The sequence below is a fragment of the Lysobacter tyrosinilyticus genome (assembly GCF_054779815.1).
Genome location: NZ_BAAGXN010000014.1, coordinates 229,882 through 251,039, shown reverse-complemented (window position 1 = coordinate 251,039; position 21,158 = coordinate 229,882). Strand labels below are relative to the sequence as shown.

The following is a 21,158-nucleotide window of genomic DNA, read 5'->3' as shown; positions in this document are numbered from 1 at the left end:
GCCGGCGTTTCGATGAAGCCCTAATGGATCGATGGCCGTGATGACCCGCAACGAACTGCGCTTCGTGTTGTTGAACAGCCTGTACGGCCTGAGCTATGCGGCATTCAACCTCCTGCTGTTCTCGTTCTTCATGCGCCTCAACGCCGCGGCCTGGCTGGTAGCCACCGGTTTGGGCATCGGCGTTTGGCTGAGCACCAGCGCGCTGCGCATCGCCGCGCTGCGTCGACGCTGGATCGAGCAGGGCGGTGGCCGCTTCGCGTTGCGCCTCGCAGGTGGCGTTGCCTTGGGTGCCACGGTAACGCTGATGCTGGTCAACGCGATGACGTGGATTGCACTGCTGGTCGGCTGGGTCGCCCGGGCCGATCTCGGACGCAATGGGCCGGGCCAGCTGCTCGGCTACTGGCTCAACATCGTCGTGATCATCGGCATGTGGACCGCGCTGTGGGCAGGCTGGCAAGCCCTGAGCCGCTATCGCGTCGGCGAGATGGCGCGATTGCGGGCCGAAGCCCAGCGCAATGCACTCGAGCTCGACGCACTGCGCGCCCGGCTCAACCCCCATTTCGTCTTCAATGCATTGAACAACGTGCGCGCCCTGATCAACGAAGAGCCGGCGCGGGCACGCGAAGTCGTCACGCGGCTGTCCAACATTCTGCGCCATGCGCTGGAACACAGTCAGCGTGACGCCGCGACGCTGGGTGAGGAACTCGCGGTGGTCGAAGATTACTTGGCGGTCGAAAGCGTTCATTACGAAGAGCGCCTGCGCGTGCATCGCGATATCGCTCGCGATGCACTGGATGCCCAGCTGCCACCCATGCTGTTGCAGCTGCTGGTGGAGAACGCGATCAAACATGGCATTGCGCGCACGCCGGGCGGCGGCGAACTGGGTGTGTCGGCCTGGCGTCAGGGCGACAAGCTTGCCGTCGAGGTCAGTAATCCGGGGCGCATGGACGCGTCGGCCGGTGGACACGGCGTCGGCCTCGCTTACCTGCGAGCACGGCTGGCGCGCGAGCCGGGCCATCATTTCGAGCTGCAGCAGAACGGTCCACGCGTGTTGGCCCGCCTTGAGGTGGCTCAATGAGCGCGCTGCGTGTCCTGATCGTCGACGACACCCGGCTCGCGCGGCAGGAGTTGCGCACGCTACTGGCGGAGTTGCCCGACGTCGAATGCATCGGCGAAGCCGATGACGTCCCGGCGGCGCAGGCGGCGATCACCAAGCTGCAACCGGATCTGGTGTTGCTCGACATCCAGATGCCTTCAGGCACCGGATTCGACGTGCTTGAAGGTCTCGAGGCGGCGCCGCCCGTCGTGTTCACCACCGCTTACGACCAGTACGCATTGCGTGCTTTCGAGACGAATGCGCTCGACTACCTGGTCAAACCCGTCGTTCCCGAGCGCCTGGCGGCGGCAATCGCCAAGGCGCGTGCACGCCGCGCGACGGCGGAGACGGCAGAAGCGCCGCGCGGCCTGTTGGGATTGGACGACCAGGTGTTTCTGCGCGACGGCGAACGCTGCTGGTTCGTCGCGCTCCGCGAGATCAGCCGGATCGTGGTCGATGGCAACTACGCACAGGTCTGGTTTCGTGACGAGAAGGCGATGCTGGCGCGTAGTCTCAGTGCCCTGGAGGCGCGCCTGGATCCAGCGCTGTTCTTCCGCGCCAACCGCAACACGCTGGTGAACCTGCGCATGGTCAAGAACATCGATGTGTCGGTGAGCGAGGGCTATGACCTCACGCTCAGGGACGGCAGCGTGGTGGAAGTGTCGCGGCGACAGGCGCGGGAGTTGCGCGAACGGCTCGCGCTGTAGATCAGCTTCGTCGTTTGAAGTCATGGCTGTTGCGTTCGATGACAGCTTGCACGCCCGTCGGTTCGTAGACCCGAAGGGCGGCGCGCATGGATGCGCGCCGTTTTTCGACCACGCCATGGATGGCGTGTCGAAAAATCCCCGTAGCAATGAAGCGATGGGTGTGCAGTGTCAAGAATGGCCATTTCTTTGGTTACTTTCTTTGGGCCAGCAAAGAAAGTGACCCGCCGTGAGGCGGAAGTTTTTGATCTTGCTTTTGGCGGCTTGAAGCGAGAAGAACAACGGCAACAGCAAAATGGATCCCGGCTTGCGCCGGGATGACGAACAAAAGCAAAAGCAAAAACGGGCGCCGAAGCGCCCGTTCTTGTTTACAACAATGACCGAAGCGATCAGTAGCGGTAATGATCCGGCTTGTACGGACCTTCCATCGCTACACCGAGGTAATCGGCCTGCTCCTGCGTCAGCTTGGTCAACTTCACGCCGATCTTCTCAAGATGCAGACGCGCCACTTCCTCATCGAGCTTCTTCGGCAGGATGTAGACCTTGGCTTCGTAGTTGTCTTTGTTCGCCCACAGGTCCATCTGCGCGAGAGTCTGGTTGGAGAACGAGTTCGACATCACGAAGCTCGGGTGGCCGGTAGCGCAGCCCAGGTTCACTAGGCGGCCTTCGGCCAGCAGGAAGATCGAGTTGCCATTGGCGAAGGTGTACTTGTCGACCTGCGGCTTGATGTTGGTATGCACAGCGCCCGACGCATACAGCCGGTCGACCTGGATCTCGTTGTCGAAGTGGCCGATGTTGCAGACGATGGCCTGGTCCTTCATCTGCTGCATGTGCTCGAGCGTCAGCACGTCCTTGTTGCCGGTGGTGGTGACGTAGATGTCGCCACGGCCCAGCGTGGATTCGACGGTGTTGACCTCGAAGCCTTCCATCGCGGCCTGCAGGGCGTTGATCGGATCGATTTCGGTGACCACCACGCGTGCGCCATAGGCACGCAGCGAGTGCGCCGAGCCCTTGCCGACGTCGCCGTAACCGCACACCACGGCCACCTTGCCGGCCAGCATCACGTCCATCGCGCGCTTGAGGCCGTCGGCCAGCGATTCGCGGCAGCCGTAGAGGTTGTCGAACTTCGACTTGGTAACCGAGTCGTTGACGTTGATCGCCGGGACCAGCAGCTTGCCCTGTTCGGCCAGCTGGTACAGGCGGTGCACGCCAGTGGTGGTTTCTTCGGAGACGCCCTTCCATGCCTTGACGACGCCGGCGAAGTAGCCCGGACGCTCGGCATGGACACGCTTGAGCAGGTTCTTGATGACCTGTTCCTCGTGGTTCGACGACGGGGTGTTGACCCAATCGGAACCGTTTTCGAGTTCAAAGCCCTTGTGGATCAGCAGGGTGACGTCGCCGCCGTCATCGACGACCAGTTCCGGGCCCTTGTTGCCCGGGAAGGTCAGCGCGTCGAGCGTGCAGTCCCAATACTCTTCCAGCGACTCGCCCTTCCACGCGAACACCGGCGTGCCCGACTTGGCGATCGCGGCAGCAGCGTGGTCTTGGGTCGAGAAGATGTTGCACGAGGCCCAGCGCACATCGGCGCCGAGGTCGCGCAGCGTCTCGATCAGTACTGCGGTCTGGATGGTCATGTGCAGCGAACCGGTCACGCGCACGCCCTTGAGCGGCTTGGCCGGTGCGTACTTGCGGCGGATCGACATCAGGCCCGGCATCTCGTGCTCGGCGATGTCGATTTCCTTGCGGCCCCAATCGGCCAGCGAGATGTCGGCGACCTTGTAGTCGCCTTCGGTCGAGAAGGTCTTCGGTACGGCGTTCATGTTGTTGCTCCGTTGTTTGGAAGTCGTCGGCCTGTGAGCCTGGACTTGCATTAACGGGCGCCGTTGTTGCGGTTGAAACCTCGCCGAGCCTGGCCGCGGGAGATTCACCGCGGTCGCAGCGCCCCTCGGCGGGGCAGAACCGACATTTTATTGCTTTTTCCAGCGAAAGGCCCGCTTGCGCGGACCCTTCGTTCGTGCGGTGGCGCGGATCAATGGGCGGGGTCTATCCGACCGTACAGGCCGTGTTCCTCGTCGTCCGGTCCGGCCGCGAAGAACAGGGTGTTAACAGGCTGATTGAAGAAGCCGTTGCCGAATGCCATGCCCCACAGGCCCTCGATCCGGATTGGGCCATGTGTGCCGTGCAGCGCGCCGAGCGGTATTCCGAACACCGGCTCATAGCCGTTGATTCGACCGTCGCCGAAGTTGCCGATCAACAGCGCGTTGCTGAATCGGCCAAATCCCGCGGGCGCCAAGGCTATGCCCCAAGGTGCATTCAATGCACCGCGTGACGCCACGCGACGCAGCAGCCTGCCATTAGGGGTATAGACGTCGACGAAGCCCAGGCCTGGCCCGGTCTCTTCCTCGGTCATGCTCGGATCCTGCTTGGCATAGGTGACATAGACATCCCCGCCTATCGCCTGGATTCCGAAGGGGGCATAGCCGCGGGGCAGGCTGGAGTCGTTGAATGCGCCATTCGGCAATAGAACGGGCTGGAAGTTGCTGTCGAACACATCTACGCGGGCATGGAAGAAGTCTGTCGCATACAGCAGCTGCCCGCTGCCGCCGGCGCTGAGCGCAAGCCCCTTGTAGGTGGTGCCGATGCCCGAGTTATCGACTTTGAGAATCGCATGGGTGAGATCCACTGCCGGCGACCAGGCCGCGATCGCTCCTTGTTCGGTGGCGAAGATGAAACGGCTGGGCGTCTGCGGATTGGCCGGATTGACCAGGAAGCCCCCGGAGCCGTTGAACACGATGCCGGTTGGGTTACCGCCGGTCGGGGATCCCGGCGAAGGGATCTGCACGATCAGCGACTGCGGGTTGCCATCGCCGTCGTACAGGGTGGAGACCATGCCGTCGGCGGCCGACACCCAGACGAAGCCGAACGGATTGAAGGCAACGCCCCAGCCGTTCACCAGGTTGGGGTCGGTGTGTTCGGCGGTGATGAATCCGTCCGACACGAGGTTGCGTTGCTGGTAAAAGCCGGCGACGGCCGGCCTAAAGGGGCGTTGTTGGCCGGAGGTTGGCGCGGCGATGGCGAGTGCGAGTGCCAGAGCCGTGCACAGCCTTAAAGCGGCATGTGGAAGCAGTTTCATGCGCATGCTCCTAACGATCTGCAAGGGACAGCGGCCCGTAGGCGGGCTTGCTGCAATCCTCGATACCGATGTGGGGCGCGTCGGTTCACGCCGTGCATCGACGGGCGGACGTAGCATTCAGGCAGCAGCACAGCTGCATAGAACCGAATGCGGCCAGGCGGGTATTTACCGTGATGAGGCCGCATCCAGGTCCGCGACATCTCGAGAATGGCTGCATGCCGGTGCTTCCAGCTTCCGCCAAGATGCAAAGGGTCCATCCGGTCGCGTCCGATGGTGCCGAAGAGCTGCGCCTGCTCGATCGCGTCGCCGCCGAGGATGTGGCCGCGTTCGAAATCCTCTATCGCATCTACCATCCGCGCCTGGTGCGGTTCCTGCGCGGCTTGTTGCGACAGCCGGCCCTGGTCGAGGAAGTGCTCGACGACACCATGCTGGTGGCGTGGCGCAAGGCGCACACCTTCGATGCGACATCGAAAGTGTCGACCTGGATATTCGCCATCGCCTATCGCCAGGGGCTGCGGGCGCTGCGGTGCGTCGACAGCGTGGTCGAGTTCGAAGAGAGTGCGCTGGCTTCGTCGCAGGCTGGACCGGAAGCGCAACTGCAACAGCAGCACCTGCATGCTCGTATCGGCGACGCGCTGGAGGCGCTGTCGCCGATGCACCGGGTCGTAATCGAGCTGACCTACTACCACGGCCTGAGTTGTCGCGAGATCGCCGCGATCACGGCGTGTCCGGTGGCCACGGTAAAGACGCGGATGTTCCATGCACGACGCAAGCTGCGTGGGTTGCTCGGCGGAGACCTCGAGGAGCAAGTGCGATGAGCGGCCGCGTGCTGGAGTTCGAGATGCGCGCGCACAACGAGGTGCAGCGGCTGTTGCCGTGGTTGGCGAATGACGCGCTTGAGGCTGACGAGCGTGAGCGGGTGCAACGGCACCTCGATGCATGCGCCGAATGTCGGCGCGATCTGCAGGAAATGCTGGCGCTACAGGCCCTGATCGCCGATCGCGCGGAGCAGGGCACCGATGGTGATGCGGATGCAGGCTGGCAGCGTATGCGGCAACGCATCGGCCCCACTCGTCCTGGCCGTGACTCATGGTGGCAGGCACTGAGTAGGAGCTGGACCCGGGCGCCGACCTGGATGGCATGGGCCGTGGCGTTGCAGGCGGGGCTGACGGTCGCGCTCGCGGCGGCGCTGTGGTGGCCGCGCAGCGAACCGGTAGCGTATCGAGCCCTGGGGCATGTCATGGCGCGAAACGGGAACCTGCTGATCGTGTTCGATCCGGCGATCAGCGAAGCGCAGCTGCGGCGCCTGCTCGATGTCAGCGATGCGCGCATCGTCGACGGCCCGAATGAAGCGGGTGCATATGTGCTGGCCGTGCCGGAAGGACGTGTGGAGAGCGTGCGCGACGCCTTGCGTGCGGCGCCGGGCGTCACGATGGTCGAGCGCCTTGCGGCGGGAGAATCCAGATGAGCCGCGTGCTGCTGGCGATTCTTCTGGCGCTCATAACCTGCGGCGTGCGCGCCGGTACGCCTTCGGAGAACGCACAGCTGCTGTTGATGCTGCGGACGGCCCCTGCGCATTACAGGCCCGATGCCGCCTATGCAGACGGCTACCACGCCGCCGGTCGCGCGACGCGCAAGGCCCTGGCGCGCCGTCTCGCGGCCCAGCACAGCCTGAAGCTGCGCGAAGACTGGGCGATGCCGTTACTCGGCCTCGATTGCTTCGTGCTTGAGGCGGACAATGTCGACGCCGCGTCGCGCGCGATGTCAATGCTGGCAAAGGATTCGCGCATCGAGTCGGTGCAGCCGATGCATCGCTTCCACGTGCTGGCGCAAGCGGATGCCGGCGATCCGCTGTATGCGGCACAGCCTGCAGCCACGCGCTGGCATCTGGCCGAGCTGCACCGCCATGCCAGTGGCCGTGGCATCCGGATCGCCGTGATCGACAGTGGCGTCGCCGGTGATCATCCCGACCTGCGCGGACAGGTCGCGATCAACCGTAACTTCGTCGACGACCGGGTCGGCGTTGCTGAAACGCATGGCACCGAGGTCGCCGGGATCATCGCTGCGCGTGCCGGCAATGGCATCGGCATCAGCGGCATCGCGCCACAGGCGCGGTTGCTGGCCCTGCGCGGGTGCTGGGAGCAGGGTGCCATCACGGAATGCAACAGCTTCACGTTGGCCAAGGCGCTGCAGTTTGCCGTCGCGAACCAGGCGTCCGTGCTAAATCTGAGTCTGGCCGGAGAGCCGGACCCGTTGCTGTCGCGTTTGCTCGACGTAGCCCTGCAGCGCGGAATCACAGTCGTGGCCGCGGTCGATCCGCAGCGGACGGATGGCGGCTTTCCCGCTTCCCATCCGGGTGTCCTGGCGACCACCGACGCGGATGCGGCGCGCACCGCAACCATCATTTTCCGGGTGAAAGGACATGATGTGCCGGCGCCCACGCCCGGCGGCGGCTGGGCGCTGGTCGAGGGCTCCTCGTTCGCAGCGGCGCAAATGAGTGGCCTGGTGGCCCTGGTGCGGCAACGCGCGCCCGGCCTGGATGGCCCCCGCATCCGCGCGCTCATGACGCCTGCGGCCTCCCGCGTCGCCCCTGGGCGCATCGTCGATGTAGATGCGTGTGCGGTGCTGTCGCGAGTCGACGCCGCCTGCGTTTGCAACTGTGCGATCGCCTCGGCGACCATGGGGGCCTCGCATCCCTGAGGCATCCGTGTGTTGCGACGGGTGTTCCTGCCGCTGCTCCTGGTCTTCGCCGGCCCTGCCATTGCGCAGGCATCCGGTAGCGTCAGCGTGCTGTCGGATTACCGCTATCGCGGGGTGTCGTTGAGCGACGATAGACCGGCGCTGCAGGCGCACCTGGGCTACGACTTCGCCGGCGGTGCCTATACGGGCGTGCAGATGTCGACGGTGCGCGTGGATGATGGGGGCGGCGGCGAACTGCAGCTGCTCCCTTACGTCGGCGTGGTGCGACCGTTGCCGCGCGGCTGGCACTGGGAACTGGGCGGGCAGTACGCGGCCTTCCTGCGCTCAAGCGAATACGACTACCCGGAACTCTTCGCCGGCATCGGCACGGAAAGCGTCGCCGTTCGCCTGCATTACGCCCATGACTACTTCGGGCAATGGCCGGCCTGGTACGCAGGATTCGACGGCAGCCATGCGCTCTCCGCGCGCTGGCGTGTGCTGGCGCATGCCGGTGTCCTGCGCAGCAGCGGTGGCAGGCAGGCCCAGTATCGTCGCGACTGGAGCGCCGGTATCGGCGCGACGTTCGGCGATTGCGAATTGCAGCTCGCCTGGGGCGATGCGAATGGCGGCGACCATGGTCGCTATGCCTTGCCCGGTTATGGCGTGGACGCCGGGCTGGTGCTGCGACTGACCCGCAACTGGTGATCGCATCGGGCAAGGATGAGGCGACAAAAAGAAAAACGGGCCGCAGGCGGCCCGTTTTCTTTGGCGCTCAAGTAGCGGAGCGGACTTACTTCTTCAGCCCGGCATCCTTGCGCAGCGCGTCGGCGCGATCGGTCCTCTCCCACGAGAAGGCGGTGGCCTTGTGCTTCTTGCCGGCGCCGTCGGTGTAGCTGATTTCCTTCGGCTTGCGGCCGAAGTGACCGTAGCTGGCGGTCGCCTGGTAGATCGGGTGCTCCAGGTCCAGCATCTTGGTGATGCCGTACGGACGCAGGTCGAAGTGCTTGCGGATCAGCTTTTCGATCTTGTCATCGCCGATGTGGCCGGTGCCGAATGTGGTGACCGAGATCGAGGTGGGTTCGGCCACGCCGATCGCGTAGGAGACCTGAACTTCGCACTTGTCGGCCAGGCCGGCGGCGACGATGTTCTTGGCGACGTAACGCGCGGCGTAGGCGGCCGAACGGTCGACCTTCGACGGATCCTTGCCCGAGAACGCGCCGCCACCGTGACGGGCCATGCCGCCGTAGCTGTCGACGATGATCTTGCGGCCGGTCAGGCCGCAATCGCCCACCGGACCACCGATCACGAACTTGCCGGTCGGGTTGATGTGCACCTTGTTCTTCGACAGCGCTTCGAGCCACTTCTTCGGCAGGACCGGCACGAGGATTTCCGAACGCACGGCTTCGATCAGGTCCTTCTGCTTGATGTCCGGATCGTGCTGGGTCGAGAGCACGACGGCGTCGAGGCCGAGGACCTTGTTGCCTTCATAGCGCAGGGTGACCTGCGACTTGGCGTCCGGACGCAGCCACTTGAGCTTGCCGCTCTTGCGGACCTTGGCCTGCTGCTCGACCAGGCGGTGCGAGTAGTACAGCGGCGCCGGCATGAATTCCGGGGCTTCGTTGCAGGCGTAGCCGAACATCAGGCCCTGGTCGCCGGCGCCCTGTTCTTCCGGCTTCTTGCGATCAACGCCCTGGTTGATGTCGGGCGACTGCTTGCCGAGCATGTTGATGATCGCGCAGGTGTGGCCGTCGAAGCCGACTTCGGAGTTGTTGTAGCCGATGTCGTTGATGACCTTGCGCGCGAGTGCTTCGATGTCGACCCAGGCTGAGGTGGTCACTTCGCCCGCGACGATCGCCGCGCCGGTCTTCACCATCGTTTCGCAAGCCACGCGCGCGCGCTTGTCCTGCGCCAGGATCGCGTCGAGGACGGCGTCGGAGATCTGGTCGGCGATCTTGTCGGGATGGCCTTCGGAGACGGATTCAGAGGTGAAGAGGTAGCTGGTCGACATCGAGGGTTTCCTTGGGAATATCCCTTCATGGGGATGAAAAGATGGCCGCGCATGATACAGGTTCATGCTGGCTGATGCATGAAGGGCCCATTGTGCTCCGGCCCGCGGTCCACTCAAAGCGCTGCAATGTCGATGCCGCGCCCGCGGCCGGGGGGCGGAAAATCCCCTTTGCGACCGGCCCACCTGCCGCATCCCTGAACAGCAGAGGGATCCCGTACCGCGCTGTCATCTGGTTGTCGCCCTACCGCAGCCTGCCTGTCGCATCGCCCCGGCAGGCTGCCGCCCGAAAGGGGGCCCTCGGCGATGCAGAAATTCGAACAACAGTTGCAGCAACGCTTTCCGCACTGGTTCCGTGGTCGCCGCGCCACGCTGGCGAAGCCGCTGCTGCGGGCCATCGGGCGCTGGTCGAAGTTCGACCTGATCGCGGGCTTCCTCGAGCGCAGCGGCCATCTGCGTGATTTCGACTTCGTGCGCGGGGCGCTGGAATTCCTGCAAGCCCGCTACGACGCCGAGCCGACGCAACTGCGGCGGATTCCCGCCAGCGGGCGCCTGTTGATCGTCGCCAACCATCCGTCGGGCGCTTTGGACGCGCTGGCGCTGCTCGACGCGGTCGGACAAGTGCGGCACGACGTGAAGATCATCGCCAATGACCTGCTCTCGGCGTTGGATCCATTGGCGGGCCTGCTGCTGCCGATCCGGATCGTCGGAGGCAAACCCAGTACCGAAAGCCTGTCGGCGATCGAGCAGGCGCTGCGCGAAGAGCGTTGCGTGATCATCTTCCCGGCGGGCGAAGTCGCGCGCTTGGGTCTGCGCGGCGTCACCGATGGACGCTGGCGCCGCGGCTTCCTGCGCTTCGCCCGCGCCACGCGCACGCCGGTCTTGCCCGTGCGGATCGAAGCGCGCAATTCCGCGCTGTTCTACGGTGCGTCCGCGCTGTTCAAGCCGGCCGGTACGGCCTTGTTGGCGCGGGAGATGTTTGCCCGCCGCGCCCGCAGCATCACCTTGCGCGTCGGCCATCCGCTGCAATTGCCAGAGGACGGCAGTGCGGCCGAGCTGTTGCGCCAGGTGCGTCGTGAGCTGCATACGATCGGCACCCGGCACGAGCGTCCCGCGCCGGTCGGCCCGGAGCCGCTGGTCGAAGCAGTCGACCCCGCGCAGGTGCGCGCCGGGGTGGAGGCGATGGAATCGTTGGGACAGACCTTCGACGGCAAGCAGATCCGCGTGGGCCGCCTGGCGGCGGGCTCGCCGTTGCTGCGCGAGATCGGGCGCCTGCGCGAACACACGTTCCGCGCGGTGGGCGAAGGCACGGGACTTCGCCTCGACGTCGACCTTTACGACAGCTGGTACGAGCACATCGTGCTGTGGGACGAGGCCGCGGAGAAGATCGCCGGTGCCTACCGCCTCGCGCGCGGGGCGACCGTGTTACCGGAACGGGGTCTGGCCGGTTTCTACACCGCCTCGCTGTTCGACTATGCGCACGATGCGTTGCCGCGCATGCACCAGGGCATGGAGCTGGGACGCAGCTTCGTCGTGCCGGAATACTGGGGCAGCCGCAGCATCGATTATCTGTGGCAGGGCATCGGCGCCTATCTGCTGCGACACCCGGAAGTGCGCTACCTGTTTGGCCCGGTGTCGATCAGCGCCGCGTTGCCGGTGGATGCGCGCGAGCAGATCGTCGCCTACTACGCGCGCTATTACGGTGCGCCGGAGCGGTGTGCGGCGTCGAAGCAGCCGTTCGTGTACCGGGCCGCGCCGCCACAGTTCGGCGACGAGCTCGATGCGGCGACGGCCTTCCGGGTGCTCAAGAACAATCTCGATGCGCTCGGCACCTCGTTGCCGATGCTCTACAAGCAATACACCGAGTTGTGCGAGCCCGGCGGCGCACGCTTCCTGGCCTTTGGCGTCGATCCCGCCTTCAGCGACTCGGTCGATGGCCTGATCGAAGTGGATATGCACCGCCTGCGCCCGAAGAAGCGCGAGCGGTACCTTACGCCCGTCGATCCGCGCGTGGTTGAGGTGGTGCAATGACGCCGGCGATCGCGTCGCTGGCTCCTCGTCGGCGCGCGGTCTTCGTTTCCGACGTCCATCTCGGCTCAAAGCACTGCCACGCGGCGGAATTCGCCGACTTCCTCGCAGTCCTGCGCTGCGAACGCCTCTATCTGGTTGGCGATATCGTCGACCTGTGGTGGCTGGCCTCGCGCCGCGCCATCTGGAAGGATCCGCACAATCGCGTGGTCGAGGCGTTGCATTCCCTGCGCCGCGCCGGCACGGAAATCATCTACGTACCCGGCAATCACGATCGCCCGGTGCGCCGCTTCTGCGGCCTGATCCTGCCGCGCATGGCGATCCGCCGACGCACCATCCATGTCACCGCCGACGGCCGCCGCCTGCTGGTCGTGCATGGCGACGATTACGACGCGGTCACCCACTTCGGCAGCCTGCAGGAAAAGTTTGGCGACTGGCTGTACTACCGCATCCTCACCGGTAATCGGCTGCTCAATTTCGCGCGTCAGCGCCTGGGGTTGCGCTACTGGTCGCTGGCCGAGTTCCTCAAGCGCCAGAGCGGCGCTGCCGAACGCTATATCTCCCGCTTCGTGCAGGCTGGGCTGGACGACGCGCGGCGGCGCGGTGTCGATGGCATCGTCTGTGGGCACATCCACCGAGCTGCCCTATTTGAGCGTGCGGGATGCGTCTATGCGAACGATGGCGACTGGGTGGAGAGTCTCACCGCGCTGGCCGAAGATCCGGACGGCACCCTGCGGTTACTGGCGCACACCGGTGAGACGCTGGCGCTGCTGCCGCCACGAGTACGACCCGATCTGCCAGCGAGCGTAGTGCCCCGGGCGGCGTGACGACGGCGGGTCCATAGCGGACCCGCCGGTGAGTGCTTCCATCAGGCCGCGGACTACTGGCCGGCGCCCTGGGGCACAAAGTTGGGTGAGCCCTTGGTCTGGATTATGCGCACGGTCTCTTCCGCCTGATTGGTCTGGCGACGGCGTTCGGCGACCGTCATGCACCTCGTGTCGCTTATGTGTGAGCTGCGACGCACCTGTCTTTCGCAGACCACGCGACTTTCCTTGGCTGCTTTCGTCAGGATCGAGTTGATGAGTTCCTGGTCGTTGAATACCTGGACCTGATCGGCGGAGGAAAGGTTCGAGGTATCGCTGTTGCGATCCAGTACCGCGCTGATCCGCTGCAGCGCGGCGAGCACTTCGGCCCGGGCGGCGGAATCTATCGCGGCATAGGCTCCGCCTTCCTTGAGTTCCTGCTCGATCGTCGTGCGCTGCGCGGCAAACGTCTGCGGATTGGGCGTCGGCGGGTTCGCCATGCTGTTGGCGCAAACCAATGCCAGGGCTACGGCGATCGAACCGATGACGATGCGGGGGCGTTGCATGGTTTTCCTCCTGGATGTTGATAAGTGGGCTTGCCAGACCGGAGTGTCTCGCACTTCCCTCATCTGCTTGGGGGCGGGCCGAGTGCTCCGGCCAGAAACGAGCATCCGCGATGCGCCTCATTTGTACTCCGGTTGGCTGATCAATTTCATGTGCCCGAAGCTTTAGGGCGCCGGCCGCCGAGCAATCAGCCGTTACCGGTTGCGGCGAGGCTTGAGACGGATCGGGCGTCGGTATCGTGCCCACGAGCCCGTACGATCGCGTCATGGATTCCATTACCCATCTCTTCGTCGGCGGCGCGATCGCGGCCGCCATCGCGCCCGCCTCGCAGCGCCGCGCCGCATTGTTGGCCGGCGCCGCGCTGAATTCCTTGCCGGATCTCGATGTCCTGCCCCTGCTACTCAGCGATGACCCCGTGATCCGCATGGTTTGGCATCGCGGCGCAACGCACTCGCTGCTCCTGCTGCCATTTGCCGCGTGGGGACTGTGGGCCTGGTTCCGCGGCCGTGGCGGACGGGTGGCGCAGGCGCCGCGGCGCTGGTTCTGGATATTTCAATGCGCCTTGTTGGCGCACCCGTTGCTGGATGCCTTCACCGTCTACGGCACGCAACTGCTGTGGCCGTTGCCTGTCCGGCCAGCCATGTGGTCCAGCCTGTTTATCATCGACCCCCTTTTCACCCTGTGCTTCGTTATCCCGTGCGCGATCGCCTGGTTGGCGCGCGAGCGGTCGCTCGCGCAACGTGCGCTGGCAGCGGGCCTTTCGCTTGCGCTGGCCTATCTGGGCTTGTCGCAGGTGGCGAAGCTGGCGGTGGAACGCGAGGCCGATCGCGCGCTGGCCGCACTGAATTTGCAGGACGCCCCACGCTTCTCCGTGCCCATGCCCTTCAACGTGCTGCTATGGCGCGTGGTGGCGATGACGCCGGATGGCTTCGTCGAAGGCGAGCGCTCGCTGGTGGCCGATCGCGGGCCCATGCAGTTCCGCGCGTACCGCAGCGATCGCGGAGCATTGGATGCGGTGCGCGACTATCCCGCGGTGGAACGCCTGCAGTGGTTCAACCACGGTTTCATGAAGGCACAACAGCGCGATGGACAGCTGGTCGTGTCGGACCTGCGAATGGGGGCGGAACCTGACTACACGTTCCGCTTCGTCGTGGCTGAGCGCAGGGGCAAGGACTGGCGCGAAATAAGCCCGCAGCAATTGCGGTGGCCGTGGGATGCGCGCGGCCGTCTGATATGGGTATGGAAGCGTATCTGGAACGAACCGAAGGTCGTGCCGGCAGGGTGATCGCCCTCAGCCGGGCCTCCGTCCCGGGGATCCACGGACATCGAGTCTGGAGGTCATGTCCATGGATTCCCGTCGGCGGGGAGGGACGATCGGGCGAACTTCATCTACTCACTTCACGGCTACGCGAATGGAGACTCTTTCGCCATTGGGAAGGGTTATCGGTTGGCCGCTCATGAGACGCCGGTAATTGGCTTCGCCAAGCGCCGTCTTGAACTGCCTCAGCTTGCGGTCATAGACATACGCATATTCGGGTACGCAGGTGGCGCAACCGATGATCATGCGGACGTGGCGCTCTTTCAGGCCGGTCTGCTTCGACAGCTGGGCGACGTCGTCGCCAGCGAATGCCGGAGCAGAGAAGGCCAATAAGGAAGCAGCGATCAGTGCGAATCTGATGTTCATGTGTCCTCCTGGTGTCGAGGTTCGGAACGCTGGGGCGGATGCTGACGGGACGCTCCGTATCTGCAGTTTCAGTGCGGATGCCCGTGAATACATCGGCCATTGGACGGTATTACTTTCGTCCGTATTTGCAACGCGCGTGGTCGTCTGACCAACGCTTTAACATGGATGAAGCAAGAACGATCAAGGTTTAAATGACAACGGCGTCTGCGGACTCGTATTTGGTTTCAGCTGCCACTTTTTCCCGCCAAGAATCGCAAGATCGCGGCGCGCGTGGCACGGAACATGCCGAGTGCCTCCACTAGGCATGGATCCGGCGCGCGGCGTAGACGACGAACAGCTGGTCGTGTTCCGTGCAGCGCACGACTAACGAAACCTCCGCAACACTACGGCGTATTGATGCTGGCAACGCGCGCGGACGAGCGGGCGTTCTGCTGCGCAAGATCCAGACGTTCGATTGCGGCGCCGACCAGTGCGACCTTCTCTTCGTAGCAGGTGCGGAAGCGAGCATGCGGTGTGTTTGCGCCAAGCACCATGCGCACGTCGTCGGGAGAAACGCCGGCTTCGAATGCAATCTGGTTTACCTGCAAGGGGGCGCCCTTGCTTACGACGACTTCTTCTACGGACGTCGGCTTTCCTGCCAGCGCCGGTGCCGATGCGATGGTCAAAATGACGGCAAGGCCTGCGAGTTTGATGTTCATGGTGCCTCCGATCTGTGTGCCCGTCCCACGCGGCCAGCACAAGGCGACCACGGGGCGAACAATGTCGATGAGCGGCGAACACTTCGCTGCGATGGAACGCGGAGCGTGGTCGTTATTGGTTATGTGGCAAGACGTTGCTTGGGCTTGCCGGGCGCGTCAGTTGGCGCGGTTGGTTGTTGCGGTGTTCTGGAGAGACGTTGTGAAGCGAGTCGTTCTGGAGCAGGACGTTATGGAGCGCGGTCGTGGTGCACTATGGATCGAGGTTCCTCCTCCTGGCACTGCGAAGCTGTTTCAACGAAACATTTCGCGCGGGCCAGTGTCGGCGAAAGTGGGTGGTGAATACATCACCCATTGGACGGTAGTTCGTTTGTCGGAAGATTCCAATGCGCGCGATCGTAAGAGCAACGCTTGAACATCGACGCAGCAAGAACAATCAAGGATTTTTCAGAGACAGGTTTGTGTTGTCGAAGACGGCTCTTCGAGTACCGTCTTTGACACCATGCCTTTGGTCATGGGTGCGCGATTCATACGCGCATCTGGCATGGAATATGTCGATCTGACTTATGCGGCTGTGGGCAATTCCGGCCTGATTCCAGCCAGCAATGCATCGAAATAATCGCGCGTCAGTCGCAGTTGCGCCTCGGCGGTTTCCGCCCGGTTGACGATGGCGCGGAACGCGGAGCGCTGTTCTTCCGAATGTTCCGGGCGGTCCTTCGCGTACCAGCCCAGGTGCTTGCGCGCGATGCGCACGCCGGCCGGTTCGCCGTAGAAAGCATGCAGATGTTCAAGGTGCGCCAGCAGGATGTCGCGCACCTCCGACAACGGTGGCGGGGCGAGCAACTCGCCCGTGGCGAGATGGTGTGCGATCTCGCGAAAAATCCAGGGGCGTCCCTGCGCTGCGCGTCCGATCATCACCGCATCGACCCCGGTGTGGGCGAGGACGAACGCCGCCTTGTGAGGGGAATCGATGTCGCCGTTGGCGATGACGGGGATGGACAGTTGCGACTTGATCTCGGCGATCGTGTCGTACTCGGCGAAGCCGGTGTATTGCTGGTCGCGCGTGCGTCCGTGTACGGCGAGCGCGGCGATGCCGGCCGATTGGGCGATGCGGGCGATCGTCAGTGCGTTGCGTTGGTCCGCGGCCCAGCCGGTGCGGATCTTGAGCGTAACCGGCACATCGACGGCATTCGCCACGGCTTCGACGATGCGGCCGACCAGCGGCTCATCGCGCATCAGCGCCGATCCGGCCCACGCGTTGCATACCTTCTTGGCCGGGCAGCCCATGTTGATGTCGATGACCTGGGCGCCATGGTCGACGTTGTAGCGCGCGGCTTCGGCCATGATTTCCGGAACGGTGCCGGCGATCTGCACGCTGATTGGCGCAGGCTCGCCATCGTGATCCATGCGATGGCGTGACTTGGCGGTGTTCCAGAAGCGCGGGTCGGACGTCGTCATCTCAGACACGCACAGGCCCGCGCCCAGGCGCTTGCACAGCACCCGGAACGGCTTGTCGGTGACGCCGGCCATCGGTGCGAGGATGACCTTGGGCGTGATGTCGAAGGAGCCGATGCGCATGCGCGCATTGTAGTGCCTCGCCTGTCTAGCCCTCGATGGCCGGCGGCTAGGCGTCCTTGATGAACGAGGCCACCGCCCGTCGTACTGCTTCATCGTTGTCCAGCGCGCCATGCGTCGATGCGCGCGTCGTCACATCGCCGGGGCGCCAGTTGAAGCCGGGGCTGCGCAACTGCTGCACCTGGGCGCCCCAGGCGTGCGTCGGCAGGGCAGGCACGAGGTGTTTTTCCATGCCCAGTATCGGCGTTTCCTTGTGGCCTTCGAACGAGCGCGAAACCAGGTAGAGCAGGGAATGCCCGTAGGGTTTGCAGGTATCGTCCGCGCGTTCGGCGGCATCGGTCAGATTGGCGAGCAGCACGGGAATGCCCCGCTCGGCGATGGCGGAGCCCAGCTGGCGGTCGAACTCGTCCACCCGCACCGCTGCCGCCATCAAACTGATGGAGGCAACATCGAATCCCTGCTTGAGCGCCGTCGCGGCCAGGTGCGTCTGCACGATTGAGCCTGCCGAATGCCCGATCAGGTGCAGCTGTATCGGCGGCAGCTTCGCGCGTGCCGACGGCTTGCGCAGCAGCGCCAGCAACTGCACTACGCCGGCATCGCGCGCCCCGGAAATGTCGCGTGCATTCTCCTTCATCTCATTCCATAGCAACCGCCCAGGCAGGCGTGCCAGCCCCTCCAGACGTTCGTTCCACCACTCGCGCAATTCTTCCTTGAAGCGTGTCCAGCGCTCGCCTCCGGTTCTTTCGGTTTCGCCGCGGACCGCGTCTTCGAAGATGTTGCCCAGGGTCTGGAACGCGCCGGTTTCCCACATCAGGAAGATCGGGAAGATGCGGTTGGAGTACAGATGCGGAATCCAGGCGCGCGCGGTTTCCGCGGCCGCGTCCTCGCTGGTCAGTCCGCCGTGCGCATAGATGGCAATGTCGATGTGATCGTCGTGCCCGGGACCCCAACGCTCGACCGCCTGCATGAGGTGGTATTCGACCAGCACACGCAGATCGTCCGGACGGGTCCGGAAGCGCCCGCGTTGGCTGAGCTGGCCTTCGTTCTCCATGTCGATCACGAACGGCGCGATCTCGTGATAGGCGAGTACCGGATTGCTCGAGACCACCACGTTGCCCGCGGCATCGGTGCGCAACGAGGGTGCATGGGCCACGCGCTCGTGCTCGGCCGTGACGACGCCGAGCTGCACCACCCAGCAATCCATTGCATTCGCCAGCCAGTCTTCGTATGGCAGCACCGCGAAGCCGCCGCGGCCCCACGCAGCCCCCCACGAGTTCTGCACGATGAAACCGTCGCGTGTGTAACCGACAATGGCGAAGGCATGTCCCTGGTCGCGGGCGCCGGTGCCGGTGGGTATCGCCGGAAGTTCGTCGACGCCTGTAGGTGCTGGCGCGCGCTGCCCATGCAGCAAGGTGTCCCAGCCGGTATGCGTGTAGGCGCTGGCGTAGACCGCGCCGACTTCGGTCAACGCGACATGCAGGTCGCGGATGTTCTTGGGATCGATGCGGTAGTACGCGCCGAGCGGTCGCTTCACCGCATCGAGCCACCAATCGTCTTCGTGCCCGTTCGCCTTGGGCATGTGCGATGTGCGCCATAGGCGCTCCGCGCTGACGCCGTGCCGTGCCCAGCCCTTGAGCGCGCCGCGCAGCGAGGAGCCGCTGTCCGTATCGTCGCCGTCCTCGGCCCATTCGTCGTAACGACGCGCCATGCTGTAGAGCATGAAACCGGACATCGCCTCGACCGGGCGCCGGCCGCGCTCCAGCAGGTATTCGATCACCGTCGCCAGCGCGAAGCCGGTGCAGGCGTTGCTCTGCCCTTGCTGTTTCGTGGGCTTGGGATCGTGCGGTACCAGTGTCGCCTCAGGGGCAATCGCGATATTGGGGCGGTACTCCCAGTCGCGCAGATCCACCGCATCCGGCCGGACGTTGCGGCGACGTGGATTTTCGCGATGGATTTCGCCGATCGGTGCGAAATCGACACGGCCTGGCGGTAGCCCGATGCCACTGACTTCATGCGAGGCGGGCGCTTCGCGCCAGCGTGCGTAGGCGGCGGCCAGGCGCTCGTCGTAGTGAAGAGTGGCAAAGTCGGGCCCGTTGTAGGCGCGGGCGAAAGACTTCCAGCGACGGCTGCGCAACGCGGGCAGCAGCGGCGGCCGCGAGATGAACTTCACGAACAAGGCCAGCTGCTGCGTCGCGCTTTCATACTGGCTGGCGACGAACGCCTCCACGTCCGCACAGCCGCAGTATGGATAGTTGAAGCCCATGATCTGGAACAGGCCCCAGCTCGCCGATTGCAATGCGGCAGTGCGGTCGAGCCGGCATGCGGCTTCGAATCGCTGCCATTCGCCGGCAGGCGAATCCGCGTATTTGCGTTGGCTCCAGCGCGGGTAACTGATGTCCGGATGGGCGTCGCTGTAGCGGCCGCCGGTCAGGCGATGGAAGGCATGGCCTTCGAACAGGATCTTGGGCCGGTCGGAAGGCGGCGGCAGGAAGCCCTCGCCATTGGATTCGACCTCCGCGATCGCGCGTAGCGTGGCTTCCTCCACTTCCAGTGCCTGCGCGAAATCGCGCCAGGCCTGGTCCGCAACGATCCGCTTGTCCTGTCGTCCTGTGACGGGCTGGGTCTTGTGCGTCGCCGTGCTCATGCGTCTCCTTGTTCCGATCCCTGGGCAGCCTTCCGTCGGGAAGCATGCCATCGCCTCGGACGATGCCGCGCCGAGATGAAGGCGACAGCATGCGCGAGAGGCGTCGCCAGGACTGCGACGGACAAAAGAAAACGGGCCGCACAAGCGGCCCGTTTCAGGGTGCTATCACAGCGCGGATCAGCTGGCGAAGCTGGTCAGCACACCGGCGATGGTCGCGGTCATGAAGGTGGCGATCGAACCGCCCAGCACTGCCTTGAGACCGAGGCGGGCGAGGTCGTGACGACGTTCCGGCGCCAGTCCGCCGATGCCACCGATCTGGATCGCGATCGAACTGAAGTTGGCGAAGCCGCACAGCGCATAGGTCGCGATAAGTTTGCCCTGCTCGGTCAGCGCTACACCCGGGGTCTTGCCATTGATGATGTCGGACAGCTGCAGGTAGGCGATGAATTCGTTGAGCACGATCTTCTGGCCGATCAGGCCGCCGACCGTGGTCGCGTCCTGCCACGGCACGCCGATCACCCAGGCGATCGGGGCCATCACGTAGCCCAGCAGCGTGCCCAGGTCGGTGGGCCTACCAAGCTGTGCGGCGAGGCCGGTGACTTCGCCGAACCAGGTTAGCGGTGCGTTGAGCATCGCGATCAGTGCGGTGAACGCGAGCAGCATCGCGCCCACATTCAGGGCCAGGCGCAGGCCGTCGCCGGCGCCCGCGGCGGCGGCGTCGATTACGTTGGCGGTGCTCTTTTCGACTTCCATCTTCACCTTGCCGCGGGTGAGTGGTTCGCCCAATTCCGGGATCAGGATCTTGGAGATCACCAGTGTGGCCGGCGCGGCCATGATCGACGCGGTGAGCAGGTGCTTGGCGTAGAACGCGCCCTTCACCGGATCGCCGCCACTGAGCATGCCCACGTACGCGGCGAGCACGCCACCGGCGATATGCGCCATGCCGCCGACCATGATGGTGAGCAGTTCCGACTGCGTCATGCGGCCGAGATACGGGCGGATGGTCAGCGGCGCTTCGGTCTGGCCGATGAACACGCTGGCGCACACGCTGGTGGTTTCCGCGCCGGAAACGCGCATCACCTTGGTGATCGCCCAGGCCATGCCGCGCACGATCCACTGCATGATGCCAAGGTGGTAGAGCATGCCCATCAGCGCGGCGAAGAAGATGATCGTCGGCAGTACCTGGAACGCGAAGATGAAGCCGAACTTCGCCGGCTGGGACAGGTCGCCGAAGATCAGCTGGGTGCCCACTCCGGTGAATTCGAGCAGCTTGACGAAGCCGCGACCGAGCGCATCGAACACATCCTTGCCGCCGGGTACCAGCAGCACCAGTGCGGCGAAGGCGATTTGCAGGCTGAGGCCGGTGACGACCAGCTTCCAGTCGACGGCTTTCTTGTTGTTGGAAAACAGCCAGGCAAGTCCGATCAGAACGGCCAGGCCGAACAGGCCAAAGGCCACGCGTGCGATTGCTTCCACTCAATTCCCCTTATGCCGTTGCGGCATGACCGGCGCAGGGTAGCGACGGCAGCTAGTGCCGGCAACCGGTGC

General features: G+C 64.6%; 21 protein-coding genes and 1 riboswitch. Of the genes, 11 read left to right on the top strand and 10 right to left on the bottom strand.

Features of this window, described 5'->3' with window-relative positions; all coding sequences use genetic code 11:
• The first annotated feature begins 31 nt into the window (after positions 1-31).
• Both ACYVGK_RS17610 and ACYVGK_RS17605 read left to right on the top strand, forming a co-directional pair.
• A complete protein-coding gene (locus tag ACYVGK_RS17610) occupies positions 32-1,078 on the top strand; it encodes a sensor histidine kinase (RefSeq protein WP_460736096.1) in 1,047 nt (348 codons plus the stop codon).
• On the top strand, positions 1,075-1,803 hold the full coding sequence (locus ACYVGK_RS17605; RefSeq protein ID WP_460736094.1) for a LytR/AlgR family response regulator transcription factor: 729 nt from the start codon (positions 1,075-1,077) through the stop codon (positions 1,801-1,803). The genes ACYVGK_RS17610 and ACYVGK_RS17605 overlap by 4 nt, the downstream gene beginning before the upstream one ends.
• 1 nt (position 1,804) lies before the next feature.
• Here ACYVGK_RS17605 and ACYVGK_RS17600 read toward each other — a convergent pair whose 3' ends face one another.
• A complete protein-coding gene (locus ACYVGK_RS17600; protein ID WP_460736092.1) occupies positions 1,805-1,975 on the bottom strand; it encodes a hypothetical protein in 171 nt (56 codons plus the stop codon).
• Positions 1,976-1,977: 2 nt separating this feature from the next.
• On the opposite strand from ACYVGK_RS17600, the gene ACYVGK_RS17595 reads away from it, so the two are divergent.
• Positions 1,978-2,121, top strand: a complete 144-nt coding sequence (locus tag ACYVGK_RS17595) for a hypothetical protein (RefSeq protein WP_460736090.1) — start codon at positions 1,978-1,980, stop codon at positions 2,119-2,121.
• Between the two features lie 68 nt (positions 2,122-2,189).
• Here ACYVGK_RS17595 and ahcY read toward each other — a convergent pair whose 3' ends face one another.
• Positions 2,190-3,620, bottom strand: coding sequence for an adenosylhomocysteinase (ahcY, locus tag ACYVGK_RS17590; protein ID WP_460736088.1), 1,431 nt, complete (start codon positions 3,618-3,620; stop codon positions 2,190-2,192).
• A 48-nt stretch (positions 3,621-3,668) separates the two neighbouring features.
• Positions 3,669-3,753: riboswitch (S-adenosyl-L-homocysteine riboswitch) on the bottom strand.
• A gap of 76 nt (positions 3,754-3,829) precedes the next feature.
• Positions 3,830-4,933, bottom strand: coding sequence for a TIGR03118 family protein (locus tag ACYVGK_RS17585; RefSeq protein WP_460736086.1), 1,104 nt, complete (start codon positions 4,931-4,933; stop codon positions 3,830-3,832).
• A 215-nt stretch (positions 4,934-5,148) separates the two neighbouring features.
• Here ACYVGK_RS17585 and ACYVGK_RS17580 point away from each other — a divergent pair, with 215 nt between their 5' ends.
• From ACYVGK_RS17580 to ACYVGK_RS17565, 4 genes are read left to right on the top strand one after another with little or no spacing between them, the layout of a single operon-like run.
• On the top strand, positions 5,149-5,751 hold the full coding sequence (locus ACYVGK_RS17580) for an RNA polymerase sigma factor (RefSeq protein WP_460736084.1): 603 nt from the start codon (positions 5,149-5,151) through the stop codon (positions 5,749-5,751).
• Entirely contained in the window at positions 5,748-6,401 is a 654-nt protein-coding gene (locus ACYVGK_RS17575) for a zf-HC2 domain-containing protein (RefSeq protein WP_460736082.1), read from the top strand. The genes ACYVGK_RS17580 and ACYVGK_RS17575 overlap by 4 nt, the downstream gene beginning before the upstream one ends.
• Positions 6,398-7,633, top strand: coding sequence for a S8 family peptidase (locus tag ACYVGK_RS17570; RefSeq protein WP_460736080.1), 1,236 nt, complete (start codon positions 6,398-6,400; stop codon positions 7,631-7,633). Before ACYVGK_RS17575 ends, ACYVGK_RS17570 begins: the two co-directional genes overlap by 4 nt.
• A gap of 9 nt (positions 7,634-7,642) precedes the next feature.
• On the top strand, positions 7,643-8,317 hold the full coding sequence (locus tag ACYVGK_RS17565; protein WP_460736078.1) for a TorF family putative porin: 675 nt from the start codon (positions 7,643-7,645) through the stop codon (positions 8,315-8,317).
• Positions 8,318-8,402: 85 nt separating this feature from the next.
• Here the strand turns inward: ACYVGK_RS17565 and metK are convergent, their stop codons facing one another.
• Positions 8,403-9,620 (bottom strand): methionine adenosyltransferase, encoded by a 1,218-nt coding sequence (gene metK / locus ACYVGK_RS17560; protein ID WP_460736076.1) that lies wholly within the window; start codon positions 9,618-9,620, stop codon positions 8,403-8,405.
• A gap of 303 nt (positions 9,621-9,923) precedes the next feature.
• Here metK and olsF point away from each other — a divergent pair, with 303 nt between their 5' ends.
• Together olsF and ACYVGK_RS17550 are read left to right on the top strand one after the other, a co-directional pair.
• Positions 9,924-11,648 carry a bifunctional ornithine lipid synthase OlsF gene (gene olsF, locus ACYVGK_RS17555; RefSeq protein ID WP_460736074.1) on the top strand — a complete coding sequence of 575 codons (1,725 nt, stop codon included), beginning with the start codon at positions 9,924-9,926 and terminating at the stop codon, positions 11,646-11,648.
• Positions 11,645-12,472: a UDP-2,3-diacylglucosamine diphosphatase gene (locus tag ACYVGK_RS17550; protein WP_460736072.1), complete on the top strand. Its 828-nt coding sequence runs from the start codon at positions 11,645-11,647 to the stop codon at positions 12,470-12,472. Before olsF ends, ACYVGK_RS17550 begins: the two co-directional genes overlap by 4 nt.
• Positions 12,473-12,525: 53 nt before the next feature.
• On the opposite strand, the gene ACYVGK_RS17545 is transcribed toward ACYVGK_RS17550, so the two are convergent.
• A complete protein-coding gene (locus ACYVGK_RS17545) occupies positions 12,526-13,014 on the bottom strand; it encodes a hypothetical protein (protein ID WP_460736070.1) in 489 nt (162 codons plus the stop codon).
• 263 nt (positions 13,015-13,277) lie between these two features.
• Here ACYVGK_RS17545 and ACYVGK_RS17540 point away from each other — a divergent pair, with 263 nt between their 5' ends.
• Positions 13,278-14,297 (top strand): metal-dependent hydrolase, encoded by a 1,020-nt coding sequence (locus tag ACYVGK_RS17540; protein WP_460736068.1) that lies wholly within the window; start codon positions 13,278-13,280, stop codon positions 14,295-14,297.
• Positions 14,298-14,405: 108 nt separating this feature from the next.
• Here ACYVGK_RS17540 and ACYVGK_RS17535 read toward each other — a convergent pair whose 3' ends face one another.
• On the bottom strand, positions 14,406-14,696 hold the full coding sequence (locus ACYVGK_RS17535) for a hypothetical protein (RefSeq protein WP_460736066.1): 291 nt from the start codon (positions 14,694-14,696) through the stop codon (positions 14,406-14,408).
• A 383-nt stretch (positions 14,697-15,079) separates the two neighbouring features.
• Positions 15,080-15,394: a hypothetical protein gene (locus ACYVGK_RS17530; protein ID WP_460736064.1), complete on the bottom strand. Its 315-nt coding sequence runs from the start codon at positions 15,392-15,394 to the stop codon at positions 15,080-15,082.
• A 67-nt stretch (positions 15,395-15,461) separates the two neighbouring features.
• On the opposite strand from ACYVGK_RS17530, the gene ACYVGK_RS17525 reads away from it, so the two are divergent.
• Positions 15,462-15,806 (top strand): hypothetical protein, encoded by a 345-nt coding sequence (locus tag ACYVGK_RS17525; RefSeq protein ID WP_460736062.1) that lies wholly within the window; start codon positions 15,462-15,464, stop codon positions 15,804-15,806.
• Positions 15,807-15,955: 149 nt separating this feature from the next.
• On the opposite strand, the gene dusB is transcribed toward ACYVGK_RS17525, so the two are convergent.
• From dusB to ACYVGK_RS17510, 3 genes are all read right to left on the bottom strand, one after another.
• Positions 15,956-16,969, bottom strand: coding sequence for a tRNA dihydrouridine synthase DusB (gene dusB / locus ACYVGK_RS17520; protein ID WP_460736060.1), 1,014 nt, complete (start codon positions 16,967-16,969; stop codon positions 15,956-15,958).
• 46 nt (positions 16,970-17,015) lie between these two features.
• A complete protein-coding gene (locus ACYVGK_RS17515; protein WP_460736058.1) occupies positions 17,016-19,610 on the bottom strand; it encodes an N-acetylmuramidase domain-containing protein in 2,595 nt (864 codons plus the stop codon).
• Between the two features lie 177 nt (positions 19,611-19,787).
• Complete coding sequence (locus ACYVGK_RS17510) at positions 19,788-21,086, bottom strand: NupC/NupG family nucleoside CNT transporter (RefSeq protein WP_460736056.1); 1,299 nt, start codon at positions 21,084-21,086, stop codon at positions 19,788-19,790.
• Positions 21,087-21,158 lie beyond the last annotated feature (72 nt).